This is a genomic window from Streptomyces sp. NPDC056231 (genome assembly GCF_048270745.1).
Classification (GTDB): domain Bacteria; phylum Actinomycetota; class Actinomycetes; order Streptomycetales; family Streptomycetaceae; genus Streptomyces.
In genome coordinates, this window is sequence record NZ_JBLVKW010000029.1 from 73015 (window position 1) to 86682 (window position 13668).

Below are 13668 nucleotides of genomic sequence, written 5' to 3' on the forward strand. Positions count from 1 at the left end.
TATGGCCCGCCCGTGACGCGCGGGCCACGGCGGAGGCACCGTGGGCGACAAGGGGACTGACCGCAACGGCGAGGAACGCCGCCGGCTGGGCACACTCCCCGGCGACCTCCAGGACCGCCTCGATCTTTCGAAGCGCGGACCCGCCGAGGCGGCGCTGCTGCTGGACGCCGTCATGTCGGTGGGAAGGGGGCTCGATCTGCCGCAGGTGCTGCGCCGGATCGTCGAAGCCGCGGTTGTCGTGGTCGATGCCGAGTACGGCGCCCTCGGGGTGCTCGGCGAGGGGACCCGCCTTGCGCAGTTCCTGCCCGTGGGCATCACGGACGAACAGAGGGAAGCCATCGGCTCGCTGCCCGAGGGGCACGGCATCCTCGGCGAGCTGATCCGCCACCCCGTGCCACTGAGGCTCAAGGAACTCGCCGACCACCGGTCGTCCCACGGGTTTCCGCCGAACCATCCCCCCATGCACTCGTTTCTGGGGGTGCCCATCCGGGTCCGCGACGAGGTGTTCGGCAACCTGTACCTGACCGAGAAACGGGGCGGCCGGGCCTTCGACGCCGAGGACGAGACGGTGCTCTCCACCCTCTCTGTGGCAGCCGGGGTCGCCATCGAGAACGCACGTCTGTACTCGGAGACGCGTGACCGGCAGCGTTGGCAGGAGGCCAACAGCGAGATCGTCGAGGGTCTGCTGAGCGGGGTGGACGAGGCGCACGTCCTGCAGATGATCGTCGACCATGCCTCGCGTATCCTCTCCGCCGACCTGGGGGTTCTGGCGCTCCCCGAGGGCGAGGGCGCCCTGCGGGTGGCGATAGCCTCCGGCGTGGACGCCGACACGCACCGCGGACTGGTCCTGCCACGCGAAGGTTCGTTCGTCGGCACAGCTCTCCGCACGGGCGAGCCGATCATCAGCCTCGACGTCGAGTGTGATCCGAGGATCACCGCCGGGCCCCCGCGATGGGCAGGGCTCGGTCCGGCCGTCGCGGTGCCGATGAAGACGGGCGGACGGGTCCTGGGGGTGCTGCTGTTGGCCCGTGTACGGGAGCGTCCCGCATTCACCGAGTGGGAGACTGCGCCCCTGCTGACGTTCGCCGGGCAGGCGGCGCTGGCGATGGAACTCACGGAACGACGTGAGTCCGCTGAGCAGATCGCCCTGCTGGAGGACCGGGACCGGATCGCCCGGGACCTGCACGACCTCGCCATTCAGCGGCTGTTCGCCACCGGTATGACCCTGCAGAGCGTGGTGCGGTTCGTGGACCATCCCCAGGCGGGTGAACGGCTGCTGCGTGCCGTGGACGATCTCGACGAGACCATCAAGATCATCCGGTCCACCATCTTCGGCCTCCGCGCACGCGAATCGGGCCGTGCCGAACAAGGTCTCCGCGTCCGCACACTGACCGCGGTGGAGCAGGCCGCGCCTGCCCTGGGCTTCCAGCCGTCTCTCCGCATGTCAGGGCTCATCGACACAGATGTGCCGGCTGAGACCGCGGACCAGGTGATCGCGGTGCTCGGCGAAGCACTCAGCAATGTCGCACGCCATGCCCGGGCGACCTCGGTGGACGCCTCGATGGTGGTCGGTGACGGAGCGCTGACGTTGGTCGTGTCCGACAACGGAGTGGGCATGCCGGAACACGCCGGCGCACACAGTGGGCTGGACAACCTTGCGCAGCGCGCCAAGAACCTCGGCGGTGCCATGACGGTCGAGCCATCGGCGGAGGGCGGCACCCGGGTGAGGTGGCGCGTGCCGCTGCGACTGACATGATCCATGGACCGCGCGGCTGGCCGCGGCGTCGGCGTCAGTACTCGCGACCGCTCGCCGAGGGCGGAGAGGAGGGCGTCGGTCTGTGCGCGGCGATCACGGCTGCCTGAATACGGCGCTCCACGCCGAGCTTCGCCAGCAGGCGGGAAATGTGGTTCTTGACCGTCTTCTCCGACAGGTAGAGGCGTTTGCCGATCTGACTGTTGGTCAGTCCTTCGCCGATCAGGGCAAGAACGTCCTTCTCCCGGGGGGACAGTGCGGAGAGCGCGTCCTCGTCCTCGGTCTTGGTGTCGGAACTCTCTCCGCGCAGGCTGTCCATCAGCCGCGCGGTGGTCGCCGGATCGAGGGTGGAGCGCCCGGAAGCCAGCGTGCGGACGGCTGTGACGAGGTCGGATCCCTTGATCTCCTTGAGTACGTAGCCTGCTGCGCCGGCCATGATGGCGTCGAGCAGTGCTTCGTCGTCGTCGAACGAGGTGAGCATCAGGCAGGCCAGTTCCGGCATCCGTGAACGCAGTTCACGACAGACGCTGATCCCGTCGCCGTCCGGGAGCCGCACATCGAGAATCGCGACATCCGGGCGCAGCGCAGGGCCACGCGCCAGCGCGTGATCGGCCGTACCGGCATCGCCGACGACCTCGATGTCGGGTTCCGCATCGAGCAGATCCTGCACCCCGCGCCTGACCACCTCGTGGTCGTCCAGCAGGAACACGCGAATAGGATGCTGTGCGGAGAACACGGCTTCGCCGCTCATGGCGCCCACCTCGCTTCTGCAGGGCTCTGCCACCGGCCCCATGTTCATCGTGGCCCGCACACCGACGGTGCACCAGAGCCGATCGGCCCCCGCACCACCCGGGCCGTTCAGTCCTCGGCGATGTCGGCCTGGGGACCGTACAGCTGGAGCAGCCTCGCCCGCGTTCCGTTCAACCGCTCCGCCACTGTCTCGGCCACGTACTTGTACACGGCCCGGCCCAGCACCGCATCGGCCGCGCACAGCGCGCGCACGGTCGCGGCCTCGAACTCCAGGGCCTGACCCGCGTGGACCACGTGTGCTCCCATGTGCCACACGTGCGGGGAACAGAGCCAGGACCAGCCCAGCAGGTCGTCCTGGCCCAGGGTCTCGACGACCGCCGGGCGGCGGCCGGGCACACGGAGATCGATCTCGACCCGGCCGGAGCGGATGATCCAGAAACGGTCGGCCCGCCTGCCCTCCTCGAAGAGGCGTGAGTCGAGGACCAGCGGCACTTCGTGTGCCGCCGTGTCGACGAGGCGCTGCCGGCTCTCGGGCGGGAGCGCGTCGAGCAGACTGTGCGTCGACATGGGGTCCTCCGTCCCTGGCGGGCGATGGCGGCTACGCGCATGACAGCCCGGTCGCGTGCCCGACCGTCCGTTGTGAACGATAGGCGGGGCTCCGGGGGAGGCTCGATCATCGGGCACCCCCAGGGGCTGCCGTACCCGAACCCGCTGAACGGCATCAGCCCGTTGACCGGCATTCCACGTGATTTTCACGGTGATCCGCTCTGCGACCCGCCCGCTTGGGCCGTATGGGGGGCGGTCCGGGACCGATCGGCCCATGGCTCGGATCTCACGCCGCAGGATTGTGGAGCACGCACCTGGGCACATACCCGGTGAGCGCCAGGAGGTGGTGGCAGTGAGCCGCATCAGAATCGTCCGTCGCCCACCGCTTCCCTCGGGGCCTCCGCCCCTCGACCTGCGAACTCCGTCAGGGCGGCCGTTGCCCTACTGAGGTCCACGACGCGCCGGTGTCCTGGAACCGTGATGCCATGAAGGGAACCCCTGGCGAAGGGACCTCTCCGCTCATGGCAGCCGTACCGTCTCTTGCCCCGTGCCTGCACTCCGTGCGGGCCATGGTCTTCGACACCGACGAAGTGATCGCCGACTCCGCCCGGAGGCATGCCGCGGCCTGGCAGAGGGCATTCGACGCCTGGCGGTCGGAGCGGGAGGGACAGCGGCCCTTCGATCGGCGGCTCGGGCTCGCGGGAAAGCCGGATCCCGCGCTCTTCGTCGAGGCGGCGCGACGCCTCGGGGTTACCGTTTCGGACACCGCTGCGGTGGAGGACTCCCTGGCCGGTGTCGAGGCCGGCCACCACGGCGGATTCGGACTTGTGGTCGGCGTGGACCGGACAGGCGATCCCGGCAAGGCCGCGGACCTGCGACGCCGTGGCGCCGACATCGTGGTGTCCGATCCCGGCGAACTGCTGATCGGCGACGACTGATGGCGGGGGCCTGGGATTGGTCGTACGAGGGGTATGAGCCGGAGGAGGAGAGGCTCCGCGAGGCGCTGTGCACGCTCGGCAACGGTTACTTCGCCACCCGTGGAGCCGCATCCGAGTCGATCGCGAGCAGATCTCACTACCCGGGCACCTACATCGCGGGTTGCTACGACCGGCTGACCTCATCGGTCCAGGGCCGGCAGGTGGAGAACGCCGACTTGGTCAACCTGCCGAACTGGCTGCCACTGCGCTACCGCATCCGCCCCGCCGGCACAGCCCCGGGACCGTGGCTGTCACCGGACCACGAACACCTTGCCGAATACCGGCAGACGCTCGATCTGCGCCGCGGCACACTGACCCGCCGGTCCGTCTACCAGGACCACGCAGGCCGCCGACTGTACGTCGAACAGTGCCGTCTGGTGCACATGGGCACCCCGCATCTCGCCGCTCTCCACACGGCTTTCACCGCGACCGGGTGGATGGGGGCGATCGAGGTGGAGGCGGCGATCGACGGCGACATCCGGAACGCGGGTGTCGCGCGGTACCGGGATCTTTCGGACTGCCATCTGACCGGCTGGTCGACCGGAACGGAACAGGACGACGTGGTGTGGCTCAGATGTCGCACCGTGGAGTCGGAGATCGCCGTCGCGCTGGCCTCCCGCATCGTGGCCACGTCCGGCGGCCATGGGCGGCAGCCGGAGTCCGGCGGGCGTCCCCGTCCCCGGCGGACCCCACGGAAGATCCTGCAGACACTGGTGCTGCCGCTGGATCCGGAATGCGACGCCGTCGTGGACAAGACGGTGGCGCTGCACACGTCGCGTGACCAGGCGATCGGCAACCCGCTGCGGGCCGCTGTGGCCGGTGTGCGGACGGCCCCGGAGTTCTCCGAGCTGCTGGCGTCGCACCATGGGGCGTGGGCCGGCCTGTGGCAGCGGAGCCGAATCGAGGTTCCGGGCGAAGCGGGCAGGATTCTGCGACTTCACCTCTTCCACGTGCTGCAGACGCTGTCCCCGCATACGGCAGAGCTCGATGTGGGTGTACCGGCGAGAGGACTGCACGGGGAGGCATACCGGGGCCATGTCTTCTGGGACGAGCTCTTCGTGCTGAGGTTCCTGAGTCTGCATTTCCCGGAGGTTTCCCGGGGACTTCTGGACTACCGCCACCGGCGGCTGCCCGCGGCCTGCCGTGCGGCACAACAGGTGGGGCGGGCCGGGGCCATGTACCCCTGGCAGAGTGCCGACGACGGCCGGGAGGAGACACAGGAACTCCATCTCAACCCGCGTTCGGGACGCTGGCTGCCCGACCGTTCACGTCTGCAGCACCACGTCGGTTCGGCCGTGGCCTACAACGTGTGGCAGCACTGCCAGGCCACTGCGGACACGGACTACCTGCATTCCAAGGGTGCGGAAATGCTGCTGCAGATCGCCCGGTTCTGGGCGTCCAGCGCCGCATGGGACGCACCGCTGGCGCGGTACCGCATCCGCGGTGTGGTCGGCCCCGACGAGTATCACGACGCCTATCCGGGAGCCGGGACCGCAGGCATAGATGACAACACATACACGAACGTGACGGCGGCCTGGGTGCTGGCACGGGCCACTGAGCTCTACCGCGACCTGCCCGAGCCGCGGCGCAAGCTCCTTCTGGAGCGCATATGCCTCGACCCCGCGGAGCTGGAGCGTTGGGAGGACGTCTCCCGTCGGCTGCATGTGCCCTATCACCGCGGTGTCATCAGCCAGTTCGCCGGTTACGGAGAACTGGCCGAACTCGACTGGGCCGCTTACCGGAAGCGCTACGGCGACATCCGGCGGCTCGACCGCATCCTTGAGGCGGAGGGCGATACGGTCAACCGCTACCAGGCATCCAAACAGGCCGATGTGCTGATGCTCGGTTACCTGTTCTCACCCGGAGAGCTCGGCGGCCTGTTCCAGCGTCTCGGACATGTGCTGGACGACGACATCTGGCGCGCCACCGTCGACTACTACCTCGCGCGTACGAGTCACGGTTCCACCCTCAGCTCCCTGGTTCATGCCTGGGTGCTGGCACGGGCACACCGTGAGGAGGCGTGGGCGCACTGCGAGGAGGCGCTGACCGGTGACGTGGTCGACATCCAGGGCGGCACCACGGCGGAAGGCATCCATCTGGGGGCGATGGCCGGCACCCTCGACTTCGTGCAGCGCGGCATGACCGGGCTGGAGGTGCGGGACGACTCACTGTGGCTCTCCCCGGCCCCGCTTCCCCAGCTGTCGAAATTCGGCGTACGCATCGGATTCCGCGGGCGCGTGGTGGACCTGGGCATACGGGCACAGCGGCTCGGGATCGCGGTATCGGACTCGCACCACCCAGCCGTCCGGCTGGTCCTGGGCGGCCACACCCACCTGATCGCGCCCGGCACGCTGCGATGGCTCGATCTGCCGTCGGGCCGACGCCCCGCCCGCCGTCACAGCGAGGGCCGTCAGGACTGAGAGCCCCTCCGCCGGCGGCCCCTTCCGGGCCGGAGGCGGGTGGGTGACATCGGACCCGACGTCTACGAGGCCTTCCACGGCACGCGCCAGCAGGGGTGTGACCGGAACGTGCGAGGTGTCCTCGATGCATCCGCCGAGGCGAACCGGCGGGGAGGAGGGGCCGGACGGCCCCCGCAGGGGTCCGTTGGCCCCAAGCGGAAGTGTCCTGTGGCGGACGACATTGAAGAAGGACATCGATGATGGCGCCCCCGAGGCGCCGGAAGTGGAGCACACGATGTCAGGAACGCAGATGGAGCGGAGGCACGGCCTCTTCCCCGAACTCGTGGACTGGTTCGGCGCCGGCTTCCCCCGGTTCCGGGTGGGGCGGCCGACCATCGACGTGCGCCCGATCCCGATCGAGCTGAGTGACCAGGACGGGCAGCACGTGCCGCGAGCCGGACTTCCCGGGATGGCCCCCGAGAACGACGTCCGGATCCCGGTCGAGGGCGGCACCCCCACCATCGGCGCCGAGCACACCGAGAGCAGGACGGAGAAGGAACACTCGGAGTTCCGCTACCGCTCGTTCCGGTGCAGCGTCCGCCTGCCGTCCGGGATTCCGACGGAAGGCGTCGAGGCGGCGTACGAGGACGGCATCCTCCCGCCGGTGGCCGTGTCCGCCCCGCACAGGAGCGGGCCGGGGTGAGGACGTCCGCACTCTTCCGGGGGCCCAGACCAGAGCTCATCTCCCAGGTGCCGAACCCACCCCTGCGCGCGGGTACGGCGACGGCACGGGGCGGAGGCGTGACATGTTCCAGTCCGACTCGCCCGGACCCGATTCCCTGTGGCACCGGAAGCGGCACGGAAGCCGAATGCGACGACCGTTCGAGCGCCGCCCGAATCCGCTGCAGCGGGCTGCCGACCGTGTACGCAGCCGCTGGCTTGCCGCTTCCGTGCTCTTTGCGCTCGCAGCGGTGTTCTGCGGTGTTGCTGTCGGAATCAGAGTCTGGGACGCCGACAGCGTGACCGCGCAGCAGGAGGCCCGACACCGCCACCAGGTGACGGCGACGACAGTCAGCAAGGCCGAAGACAGACTCCCTGCCCGGTTTACGGGGACTTCGGAATCAACGGCTCGGGCCATCTGGGAGTATCCCGCCTCCCTGTCTCATACGGACACCATCGCGGTGGCCCCCCACACGCCGGTGGGCCGGACGGTCACACTGTGGGTGGATGACTCGGGCAGGATTTCGACTGCCCCGCCTTCCCGAGGAGAATGCGCCGTGCAGGCCGCCGCAGCAGGGGCCTGCGCCATGGGCGTGGTTGCCCTGTCCGCCGGATTGGTTGTCCGCCTCAGGCTCCGCCGCGTCGAGACGCGCAGCCTCGCCCAATGGGACCGGGAGTGGGAGCGCGTGGAGCCGCGCTGGTCCGGTCGGCTGCGCCGGGACTCGGGGGCCGATGACGACTGATGACGCCTGACGGATCCACCGGTGCCAGGACCACCGCCTCACTCTGGCTGTGTTCTCCGGCCGTCCTGTGCCCTCTTGTGCCCGTCCGACAGGTCGTCGCGCTCGTAGTTGAGCCGGTCGATCACATCCACGACGCCGTCGACGCTCTGGCACATCCGGAGGATGACAGGAAGGAGGCTGCTCCGGGGCACGGTGCCGCTGAGGGTGACCAGACCGTCGGCGACTTCTACGGTCAGAGCCGACGGGCTGAGCCGGAGTGCGCCGGTCAGCACATCCTCAAGAATCTCCTCCTGGATCGCGTGATCCCTTCGCAGGAACAACTGGAGGAGGTCGCTGCGGGCAACTATCCCGATCAGCCTGTCGTCGGCGTCGACGACCGGCAGCCTCTTCACTCTGTGCTTCTCCATCACACGAGCAGCACGGACCGCACTCCAGTCGGGGCGGGCGGTGATGGCAGGGCTGGACATGAGATCGACCGCTGTGGGCGTACCGCTTCCGGCGTTGCGGCGACGGAGCAGATCGGCCTCGGAGACGATACCCACGGGATGCCTGTCGTCGTCCAGTACGGGCACGGCCGTGATACCGAACTCGTCCAGAAGCCTGGTGATCTCCTTGAAAGCCGTGCCGCGCTGGACACTGACGGCCGTAGGCGTCATCAGATCCGCCACACTGCGATGCCTCATGGTCGATCACCTTCGCGTGGGATTGTCGGCGTTCAGCCGAACCGTGACGTCCACGACTCCGAGCGTGGGCGTCGGCATGCGCAAGGGGTAGGGCCTTTTGGGGTTCGCCGCGGGCTGTTCGGCCCTCGGGCGCATGGGCGGGAGGGCCAGGTATCGAACCGACGTGCGGTTTATGTCTGAGTGCGGAGGACTAAAGGCGCCCGGGGCGCGGCGCGGTCCGCTGATCTTGTACGGGGAGTCCGCTCAGGGTGTGCTGCGCGAGCAACTTCGCGACATCCTTGGAAGGAGCTGGCGGAGGCGACAGAAGGAGTTGGCGGAGACGACCGAAAGGGCCGAACGAGCCTCACCCGGAGGCGTTCGGGCACGCCACGGCGGGGGAGAAGCCCACCGCACGGCGGAACCGGCGGGGACACTCGGCCCCCGGGGTCCTGAGCGGCCCTCTCGCGGCTCGGGGGCGCGGTGCCGGAGTGAGACTGCACCTGCAGCCTTCGGTGAGGAGGAACCATGAATTCCAGCGACAAGGGCGGCCCCGTGCTCGGAGCGCTCGTGGCCGGGGTGGACGGCTCCGAGCCCGCCAAGCGCGCAGTGCTGTGGGCCTCCGAGGAAGCACTGCGGCGTGATCGTCCTCTGCACCTCGTCTACGCAGCCGACACAGACAGCCGGATGATCTACGCGTCCATGGAAACCATCGAGCAGGTTCGGAACGCAGGTCGAGATCTTCTCGAGGAGACCGCAGCCATGGTGTCCGAGCGTTACCCCGGCCTGAGCGTGACGAAGGAGCTGAGCCGCCGTGAACCGGTGGTGAGCCTGCACACCGCGGCGGGAAACCACGGCACGATCGTGGTGGGCAACCGTGGTCGCGGAGGTTTCAACTCACTGCTGCTCGGCTCGGTCGGTCTGAAGGTTGCTGCGGGTGCCAGGACGCCGGTGGTCGTGGTGCGCGGCACCGAGGGCGCTCCCGCGGCCGACGTCGTGCTGGTCGCCGTCCACGACGAGCACGACCTGGAATGCGCACGCCACGCGGCGAGTGAGGCGGAGCTGCGCAAGGCGTCGTTGCGGCTTCTGCACGTATGGAACGTGCTGGGGTCGGTCGGTAATGTCGTGACGATGCTCGACGCCGTGGACGAGATGGCTCGCAACCACGTTCGCACGTTGACGGGAGTGGCGGACCGTATTCGTGCCGACTTCCCGGGACTCACCGTGGAGGCGGATGCGGAGAAGGGTATGTCCGCCGCCGGAATTTTGGTCGAGGCGACTCGGCACGCGGATCTGCTGGTTGTGGGCGGGCGACGCTCGCCCGGGAGCTTCGGCCCGACGCTAAGCCGAGTCACCCACAGTCTGCTGCACCATGCGAACTGTCCGGTCGAGCTGATCCCGCGGCATGGCAAGCGGACGACGAGTGAGTCGGAATGAACAGTAAGGCGCGGCTGCAGCAGCCTTTAGAGTGCCCGGCAGTAGGCAGCGCGGGTGAAGGAGCGGGGCCGGGGTGCGTGCTTCGCAAGGCGGAGGATTGAGCCAACGTGGAGCGTTGGTGATTGACGACAACGCCGCGAGGTGCGTGCGCCGGCCCCGCGACGCCGCGAAGCCTACTGCCGGGCACTCCTAGCCTAGACCGACCGGCACATGGGAGGCGGCGTCGCGGAGCTGGGTGCGCACATCTGCGGCGTTTCGGCCAACTGACTGATCTGATGCAGCGCTGACCATGTGCCTGCCGGCAGCTGTGCGAGGCTCCGCCCATGACAGTCGCTGCAGATACCGCCGATGGGATGCCAGCCACAAGGATTGTTCTCATCACATTGGCAGCGGGTCAGTTCCTGATGGCCCTCGACAGCTCGGTCATGAACGTCTCCATCGCCAGTGTCGCCGCCGACGTGGGGACGACGGTGACCGGTATCCAGGGTGCGATCACGGCCTACACGCTCGTGATGGCGATGTTCATGATCTGCGGCGGAAAGGTGGGCGCACTCGTCGGCCGTAAGCGCGCCTTCATGGCCGGCTGCGTCGTCTACGGCTGCGGGTCTCTCACCACCGCGCTCGCTCCGAACCTCACCGTACTGGTGGTTGGATGGTCGTTCCTCGAGGGGATCGGGGCGGCGCTGATCCTGCCGGCGATTGTGTCGCTCGTAGCGGGGAACTTCGGTGTGGAACGGCGTCCTGCCGCCTACGGGATCGTCACCGCTGCAGGAGCGGTGGCCATTGCACTCGGGCCGATCATCGGCGGTATCGCGACGACCTACTTTTCTTGGCGCTGGGTGTTCGCCGGCGAGGTGGTGGTGGTGGTCGGGATTCTCCTGTTCACGCGCCGTATTGTCGACACACCCCTCGACAGGCGACCGCACATCGATATTCCTGGCGCGCTGCTCTCCGGCCTGGGCGTTGGAATCTTTGTCTTCGGTGTACTCCGCTCGGCCGAATGGGGTTGGTTCGTACCCAAGGCCGGAAACCCGTCCATGCTCGGAATCTCCCTCGTTGTCTGGTTGATGCTGGCAGGGCTGTTTCTGGTCTGGCTCTTCTTCCGCTGGGAGGTCCGACTCTCGGACCATGGCAAGGAGCCGCTCATCGACCCTGAATTCCTGAAGAACCGGCAACTCACCGGTGGCCTGACGATGTTCTTCTTTCAATATCTGGTGCAGATGGGGGTGTTCTTCATTGTCCCGCTGTATCTGTCGGTCGCGCTGGGCCTCCCGGCAATCGATACCGGCGCCCGCATCCTTCCGTTGTCTTTGACGCTGCTCGCAGCCGCTACCGCGATTCCGCGCTTTCTCCCGCACGCGTCGCCGCGGCGCGTGGTGCGTCAGGGGATCTTCGCGCTTCTCGTGGGGGCGATTGTCCTTCTCGCGGCACTCGATACGGAGTCGGGCGCGGAGATTGTCTCCATTCCCCTCCTTTTCATCGGATACGGGATGGGGGCGCTGGCGTCGCAGCTCGGGTCGGTCACCGTGTCTGCGGTGCCCGATGAACAGAGCGCCGACGTGGGTGGCGTCCAGAACACCGTCACCAATCTCGGCGCATCGCTCGGCACCGCTCTGGCCGGGTCGATTCTCATCGCCGCCCTGACGTCTTCGTTTCTCGCCAACATCGACGGGAGCCCAGCGATCCCGGCTGAAATCAAGGCACGGGCGAGCATTGAGCTCTCAGGTGGCGTTCCGTTTCTGTCGGACGCCCAGCTCAAGAAGCAACTCGACGAGGCAGGTGCACATACGGATGCGGCCCAGGCCGCTCTCGACGCCAACGCCGACGCGAGGGTCGACGCTCTGCGAGCCGCTCTCGCCATCCTTGCTCTTACCGGGCTGATCGCTTTGTTCTTCACTCATCGCATCCCCGCGACCCAACCCCGTAGTCGTCGAAAGGGTTGACCCACTGCGATCCGATTGGGGTCTTCCGGGCGCTCCCGTCGGTCACCGCCCTGAAGCCGAACAAGGAGACGAAGCGGCCAGTCGTGCAACGGTGACCGCCCCGAAGACGACCATGGTGCCGTTGACGGCCCCTTGGCAGGTTCCTAACCTGTGGTCCCGTTCAGTTCCAAGCGGATGTCCACAACGCCCTCGACCGCTCGGGTGGCTCGGGCAAGCAACGGGATGAGCGTCCGGTCGCGTACCGCACCGCCGAGCGTGACCACTCCGTCCACGACGGATACGGTTACCGCTCCTCCGGGGTGGGACAAGTCGGTGACGGTGCGTCGGATCTCGTCGGCAAGGTCTTCGTCCGAGCGGAGAAAGACCTTCAACAGATCACTGCGGCTGACGACTCCCTCCAGCAGTCCGGTCGCGTCGACCACCGGCAGCCGCTTCACGTGGCGCTGGGCCATGATGCGTGCTGCCTCAGCTATGGGGGCGTCCGGATGGACCGTCACTGCCGGGCTGGACATCAGCTCCTTTGCGCTGACGGCGCCCGCCTTCAGCCGGTCGGTCAGAGGCAGCTCCGGCCGGGTCGGGTCGTCGGTCCGGGACTCCTCCTTGGGGAGCAGATCGGCCTCCGAGACCACGCCGATCACTCGTCCCTCGCCCTCGAGTACAGGAAGGGCGCTCACCCTCCACTCTTTCATCAGCTCGACGATTTGCTTGTAACTCGCCTGTCCTCCCACCGCGATGGCGGTGTGGGTCATGACATCGCTGACCGTGTGCGGTGAATCAGGCATGGCGATCTCCTCACCGGGGCCCGCCCGACCGGGACGGCGGATCAGGTGACATGGGACGGCCCACTTCAGTGCGGTGCGTACAGGTCCAGCAGACGGGCCCTGGCGGACTGGAGCCGGTGGGCTATCACCTGGCCCACCCACAGGGCCACGGCAGCGGCCAGTTCCGGGTCCAAGTCGCATGCGCGGCGCACCTGCGCGGCATCGAGTTCGTAGGCGCGCACGGGCGTCATCGCCTCTGCTCCGAGCTGCCACACATAGGGGCTGAACAGCCATGACCAGCCGACCAGCTCTCCGTGCCCGAGCGACTCGATGACCGCCGGCGGTCCTTTCGGCACGTGAAAGTCGAGGCTGACGGTGCCGGTCCGCACGATCCAGAAGTGGTCGGCACGCTGCCCTTCCTCAAATATGCGTGTCCCCTCCGGGAACGACACTTCCCGGGCGAACTGCATGAGCCGGTCCCGATGCCTGATGCCCAGCGACCGGAGGGTTGGGGTGGTCATGATCTGGTCTCCTTCACGGGGCGGCATGGATCTTGAGATCGTTGTGGGCAGAGCCTGAGCCGGAGCCGTGTTCCTCTCGGCACTGTGCATCCTTCTTGTACTGCGTGCGGGTCCTACCGGTGGGGATCCCCGTGCTCGTACCATCAGCGGGCCGAGGCTGCCGTTGTGACTCGGTTCCGGTCATGTCGATGTTTCCTCCGACGGGACTGAGAACAGCCTGCGCCGAATGACCTGTGGTCCCCAGGGGCTCTACGGGGGTGATCTGGGGACCAATCGGCCCTAGAAGACTCATGAAGATCTTGTTGAGGGGCTGTCCGGCCGTAGGCCGGGTGGCCCCTTGGTCTATGTGGTGGCTGGGTTGATCGTCCAGGTGCTGCCGGTGCGGGTGAGTCCGAGGTTGATCAGTCGGCGGAGGTTGAGGGCGGCGGCTCGGGTGTGGAGCCAGGTGTCGTTGGCGAT

Annotated in this window: 12 protein-coding genes; 7 read left to right on the plus strand and 5 right to left on the minus strand. The window is 67.9% G+C overall.

The window, feature by feature from the left end:
- The first annotated feature begins 40 nt into the window (after positions 1–40).
- Positions 41–1756 carry a GAF domain-containing protein gene (locus ACNPQM_RS22510; RefSeq protein ID WP_418085485.1) on the plus strand — a complete coding sequence of 572 codons (1716 nt, stop codon included), beginning with the start codon at positions 41–43 and terminating at the stop codon, positions 1754–1756.
- A gap of 34 nt (positions 1757–1790) precedes the next feature.
- On the opposite strand, the gene ACNPQM_RS22515 is transcribed toward ACNPQM_RS22510, so the two are convergent.
- Positions 1791–2504, minus strand: a complete 714-nt coding sequence (locus ACNPQM_RS22515; protein ID WP_418085486.1) for a response regulator — start codon at positions 2502–2504, stop codon at positions 1791–1793.
- A gap of 107 nt (positions 2505–2611) precedes the next feature.
- Complete coding sequence (locus ACNPQM_RS22520; protein WP_358859486.1) at positions 2612–3070, minus strand: cyclic nucleotide-binding domain-containing protein; 459 nt, start codon at positions 3068–3070, stop codon at positions 2612–2614.
- A 464-nt stretch (positions 3071–3534) separates the two neighbouring features.
- On the opposite strand from ACNPQM_RS22520, the gene ACNPQM_RS22525 reads away from it, so the two are divergent.
- The 4 genes from ACNPQM_RS22525 to ACNPQM_RS22540 all read left to right on the plus strand — a co-directional run bounded on the left by ACNPQM_RS22525 (position 3535) and on the right by ACNPQM_RS22540 (position 7888).
- Positions 3535–3987, plus strand: a complete 453-nt coding sequence (locus ACNPQM_RS22525) for an HAD-IA family hydrolase (RefSeq protein WP_418085487.1) — start codon at positions 3535–3537, stop codon at positions 3985–3987.
- Positions 3987–6446, plus strand: coding sequence for a glycoside hydrolase family 65 protein (locus tag ACNPQM_RS22530; RefSeq protein ID WP_418085488.1), 2460 nt, complete (start codon positions 3987–3989; stop codon positions 6444–6446). The genes ACNPQM_RS22525 and ACNPQM_RS22530 overlap by 1 nt, the downstream gene beginning before the upstream one ends.
- A 274-nt stretch (positions 6447–6720) precedes the next feature.
- Positions 6721–7128, plus strand: a complete 408-nt coding sequence (locus ACNPQM_RS22535; RefSeq protein WP_418085489.1) for an Hsp20/alpha crystallin family protein — start codon at positions 6721–6723, stop codon at positions 7126–7128.
- Between the two features lie 574 nt (positions 7129–7702).
- Positions 7703–7888 (plus strand): hypothetical protein, encoded by a 186-nt coding sequence (locus tag ACNPQM_RS22540; RefSeq protein WP_358859490.1) that lies wholly within the window; start codon positions 7703–7705, stop codon positions 7886–7888.
- 38 nt (positions 7889–7926) lie between these two features.
- Here the strand turns inward: ACNPQM_RS22540 and ACNPQM_RS22545 are convergent, their stop codons facing one another.
- Positions 7927–8571: a CBS domain-containing protein gene (locus tag ACNPQM_RS22545; protein ID WP_418085490.1), complete on the minus strand. Its 645-nt coding sequence runs from the start codon at positions 8569–8571 to the stop codon at positions 7927–7929.
- 546 nt (positions 8572–9117) lie between these two features.
- Between ACNPQM_RS22545 and ACNPQM_RS22550 the strand changes: the two genes are divergently transcribed.
- The gene (locus ACNPQM_RS22550; RefSeq protein WP_358859492.1) at positions 9118–9984 is read left to right on the plus strand and encodes a universal stress protein; all 867 of its coding nucleotides are present in this window, start codon (positions 9118–9120) and stop codon (positions 9982–9984) included.
- Between the two features lie 323 nt (positions 9985–10307).
- Complete coding sequence (locus tag ACNPQM_RS22555) at positions 10308–11927, plus strand: MFS transporter (RefSeq protein WP_418085491.1); 1620 nt, start codon at positions 10308–10310, stop codon at positions 11925–11927.
- A gap of 143 nt (positions 11928–12070) precedes the next feature.
- Here ACNPQM_RS22555 and ACNPQM_RS22560 read toward each other — a convergent pair whose 3' ends face one another.
- Together ACNPQM_RS22560 and ACNPQM_RS22565 are read right to left on the minus strand one after the other, a co-directional pair.
- On the minus strand, positions 12071–12709 hold the full coding sequence (locus ACNPQM_RS22560) for a CBS domain-containing protein (RefSeq protein ID WP_358859494.1): 639 nt from the start codon (positions 12707–12709) through the stop codon (positions 12071–12073).
- Between the two features lie 65 nt (positions 12710–12774).
- Complete coding sequence (locus tag ACNPQM_RS22565; protein WP_418085492.1) at positions 12775–13209, minus strand: Crp/Fnr family transcriptional regulator; 435 nt, start codon at positions 13207–13209, stop codon at positions 12775–12777.
- Between the last annotated feature and the right edge of the window lie 459 nt (positions 13210–13668).

Coding starts and splice junctions, on each gene's coding strand:
- ACNPQM_RS22515 (WP_418085486.1), bottom strand. CDS start 2,504: ATGAGCGGCGAAGCCGTGTTCTCCGCACAGCATCCTATTCGCGTGTTC.
- ACNPQM_RS22520 (WP_358859486.1), bottom strand. CDS start 3,070: ATGTCGACGCACAGTCTGCTCGACGCGCTCCCGCCCGAGAGCCGGCAG.
- ACNPQM_RS22525 (WP_418085487.1), top strand. CDS start 3,535: ATGAAGGGAACCCCTGGCGAAGGGACCTCTCCGCTCATGGCAGCCGTA.
- ACNPQM_RS22530 (WP_418085488.1), top strand. CDS start 3,987: ATGGCGGGGGCCTGGGATTGGTCGTACGAGGGGTATGAGCCGGAGGAG.
- ACNPQM_RS22535 (WP_418085489.1), top strand. CDS start 6,721: ATGTCAGGAACGCAGATGGAGCGGAGGCACGGCCTCTTCCCCGAACTC.
- ACNPQM_RS22545 (WP_418085490.1), bottom strand. CDS start 8,571: ATGAGGCATCGCAGTGTGGCGGATCTGATGACGCCTACGGCCGTCAGT.
- ACNPQM_RS22555 (WP_418085491.1), top strand. CDS start 10,308: ATGACAGTCGCTGCAGATACCGCCGATGGGATGCCAGCCACAAGGATT.
- ACNPQM_RS22560 (WP_358859494.1), bottom strand. CDS start 12,709: ATGCCTGATTCACCGCACACGGTCAGCGATGTCATGACCCACACCGCC.
- ACNPQM_RS22565 (WP_418085492.1), bottom strand. CDS start 13,209: ATGACCACCCCAACCCTCCGGTCGCTGGGCATCAGGCATCGGGACCGG.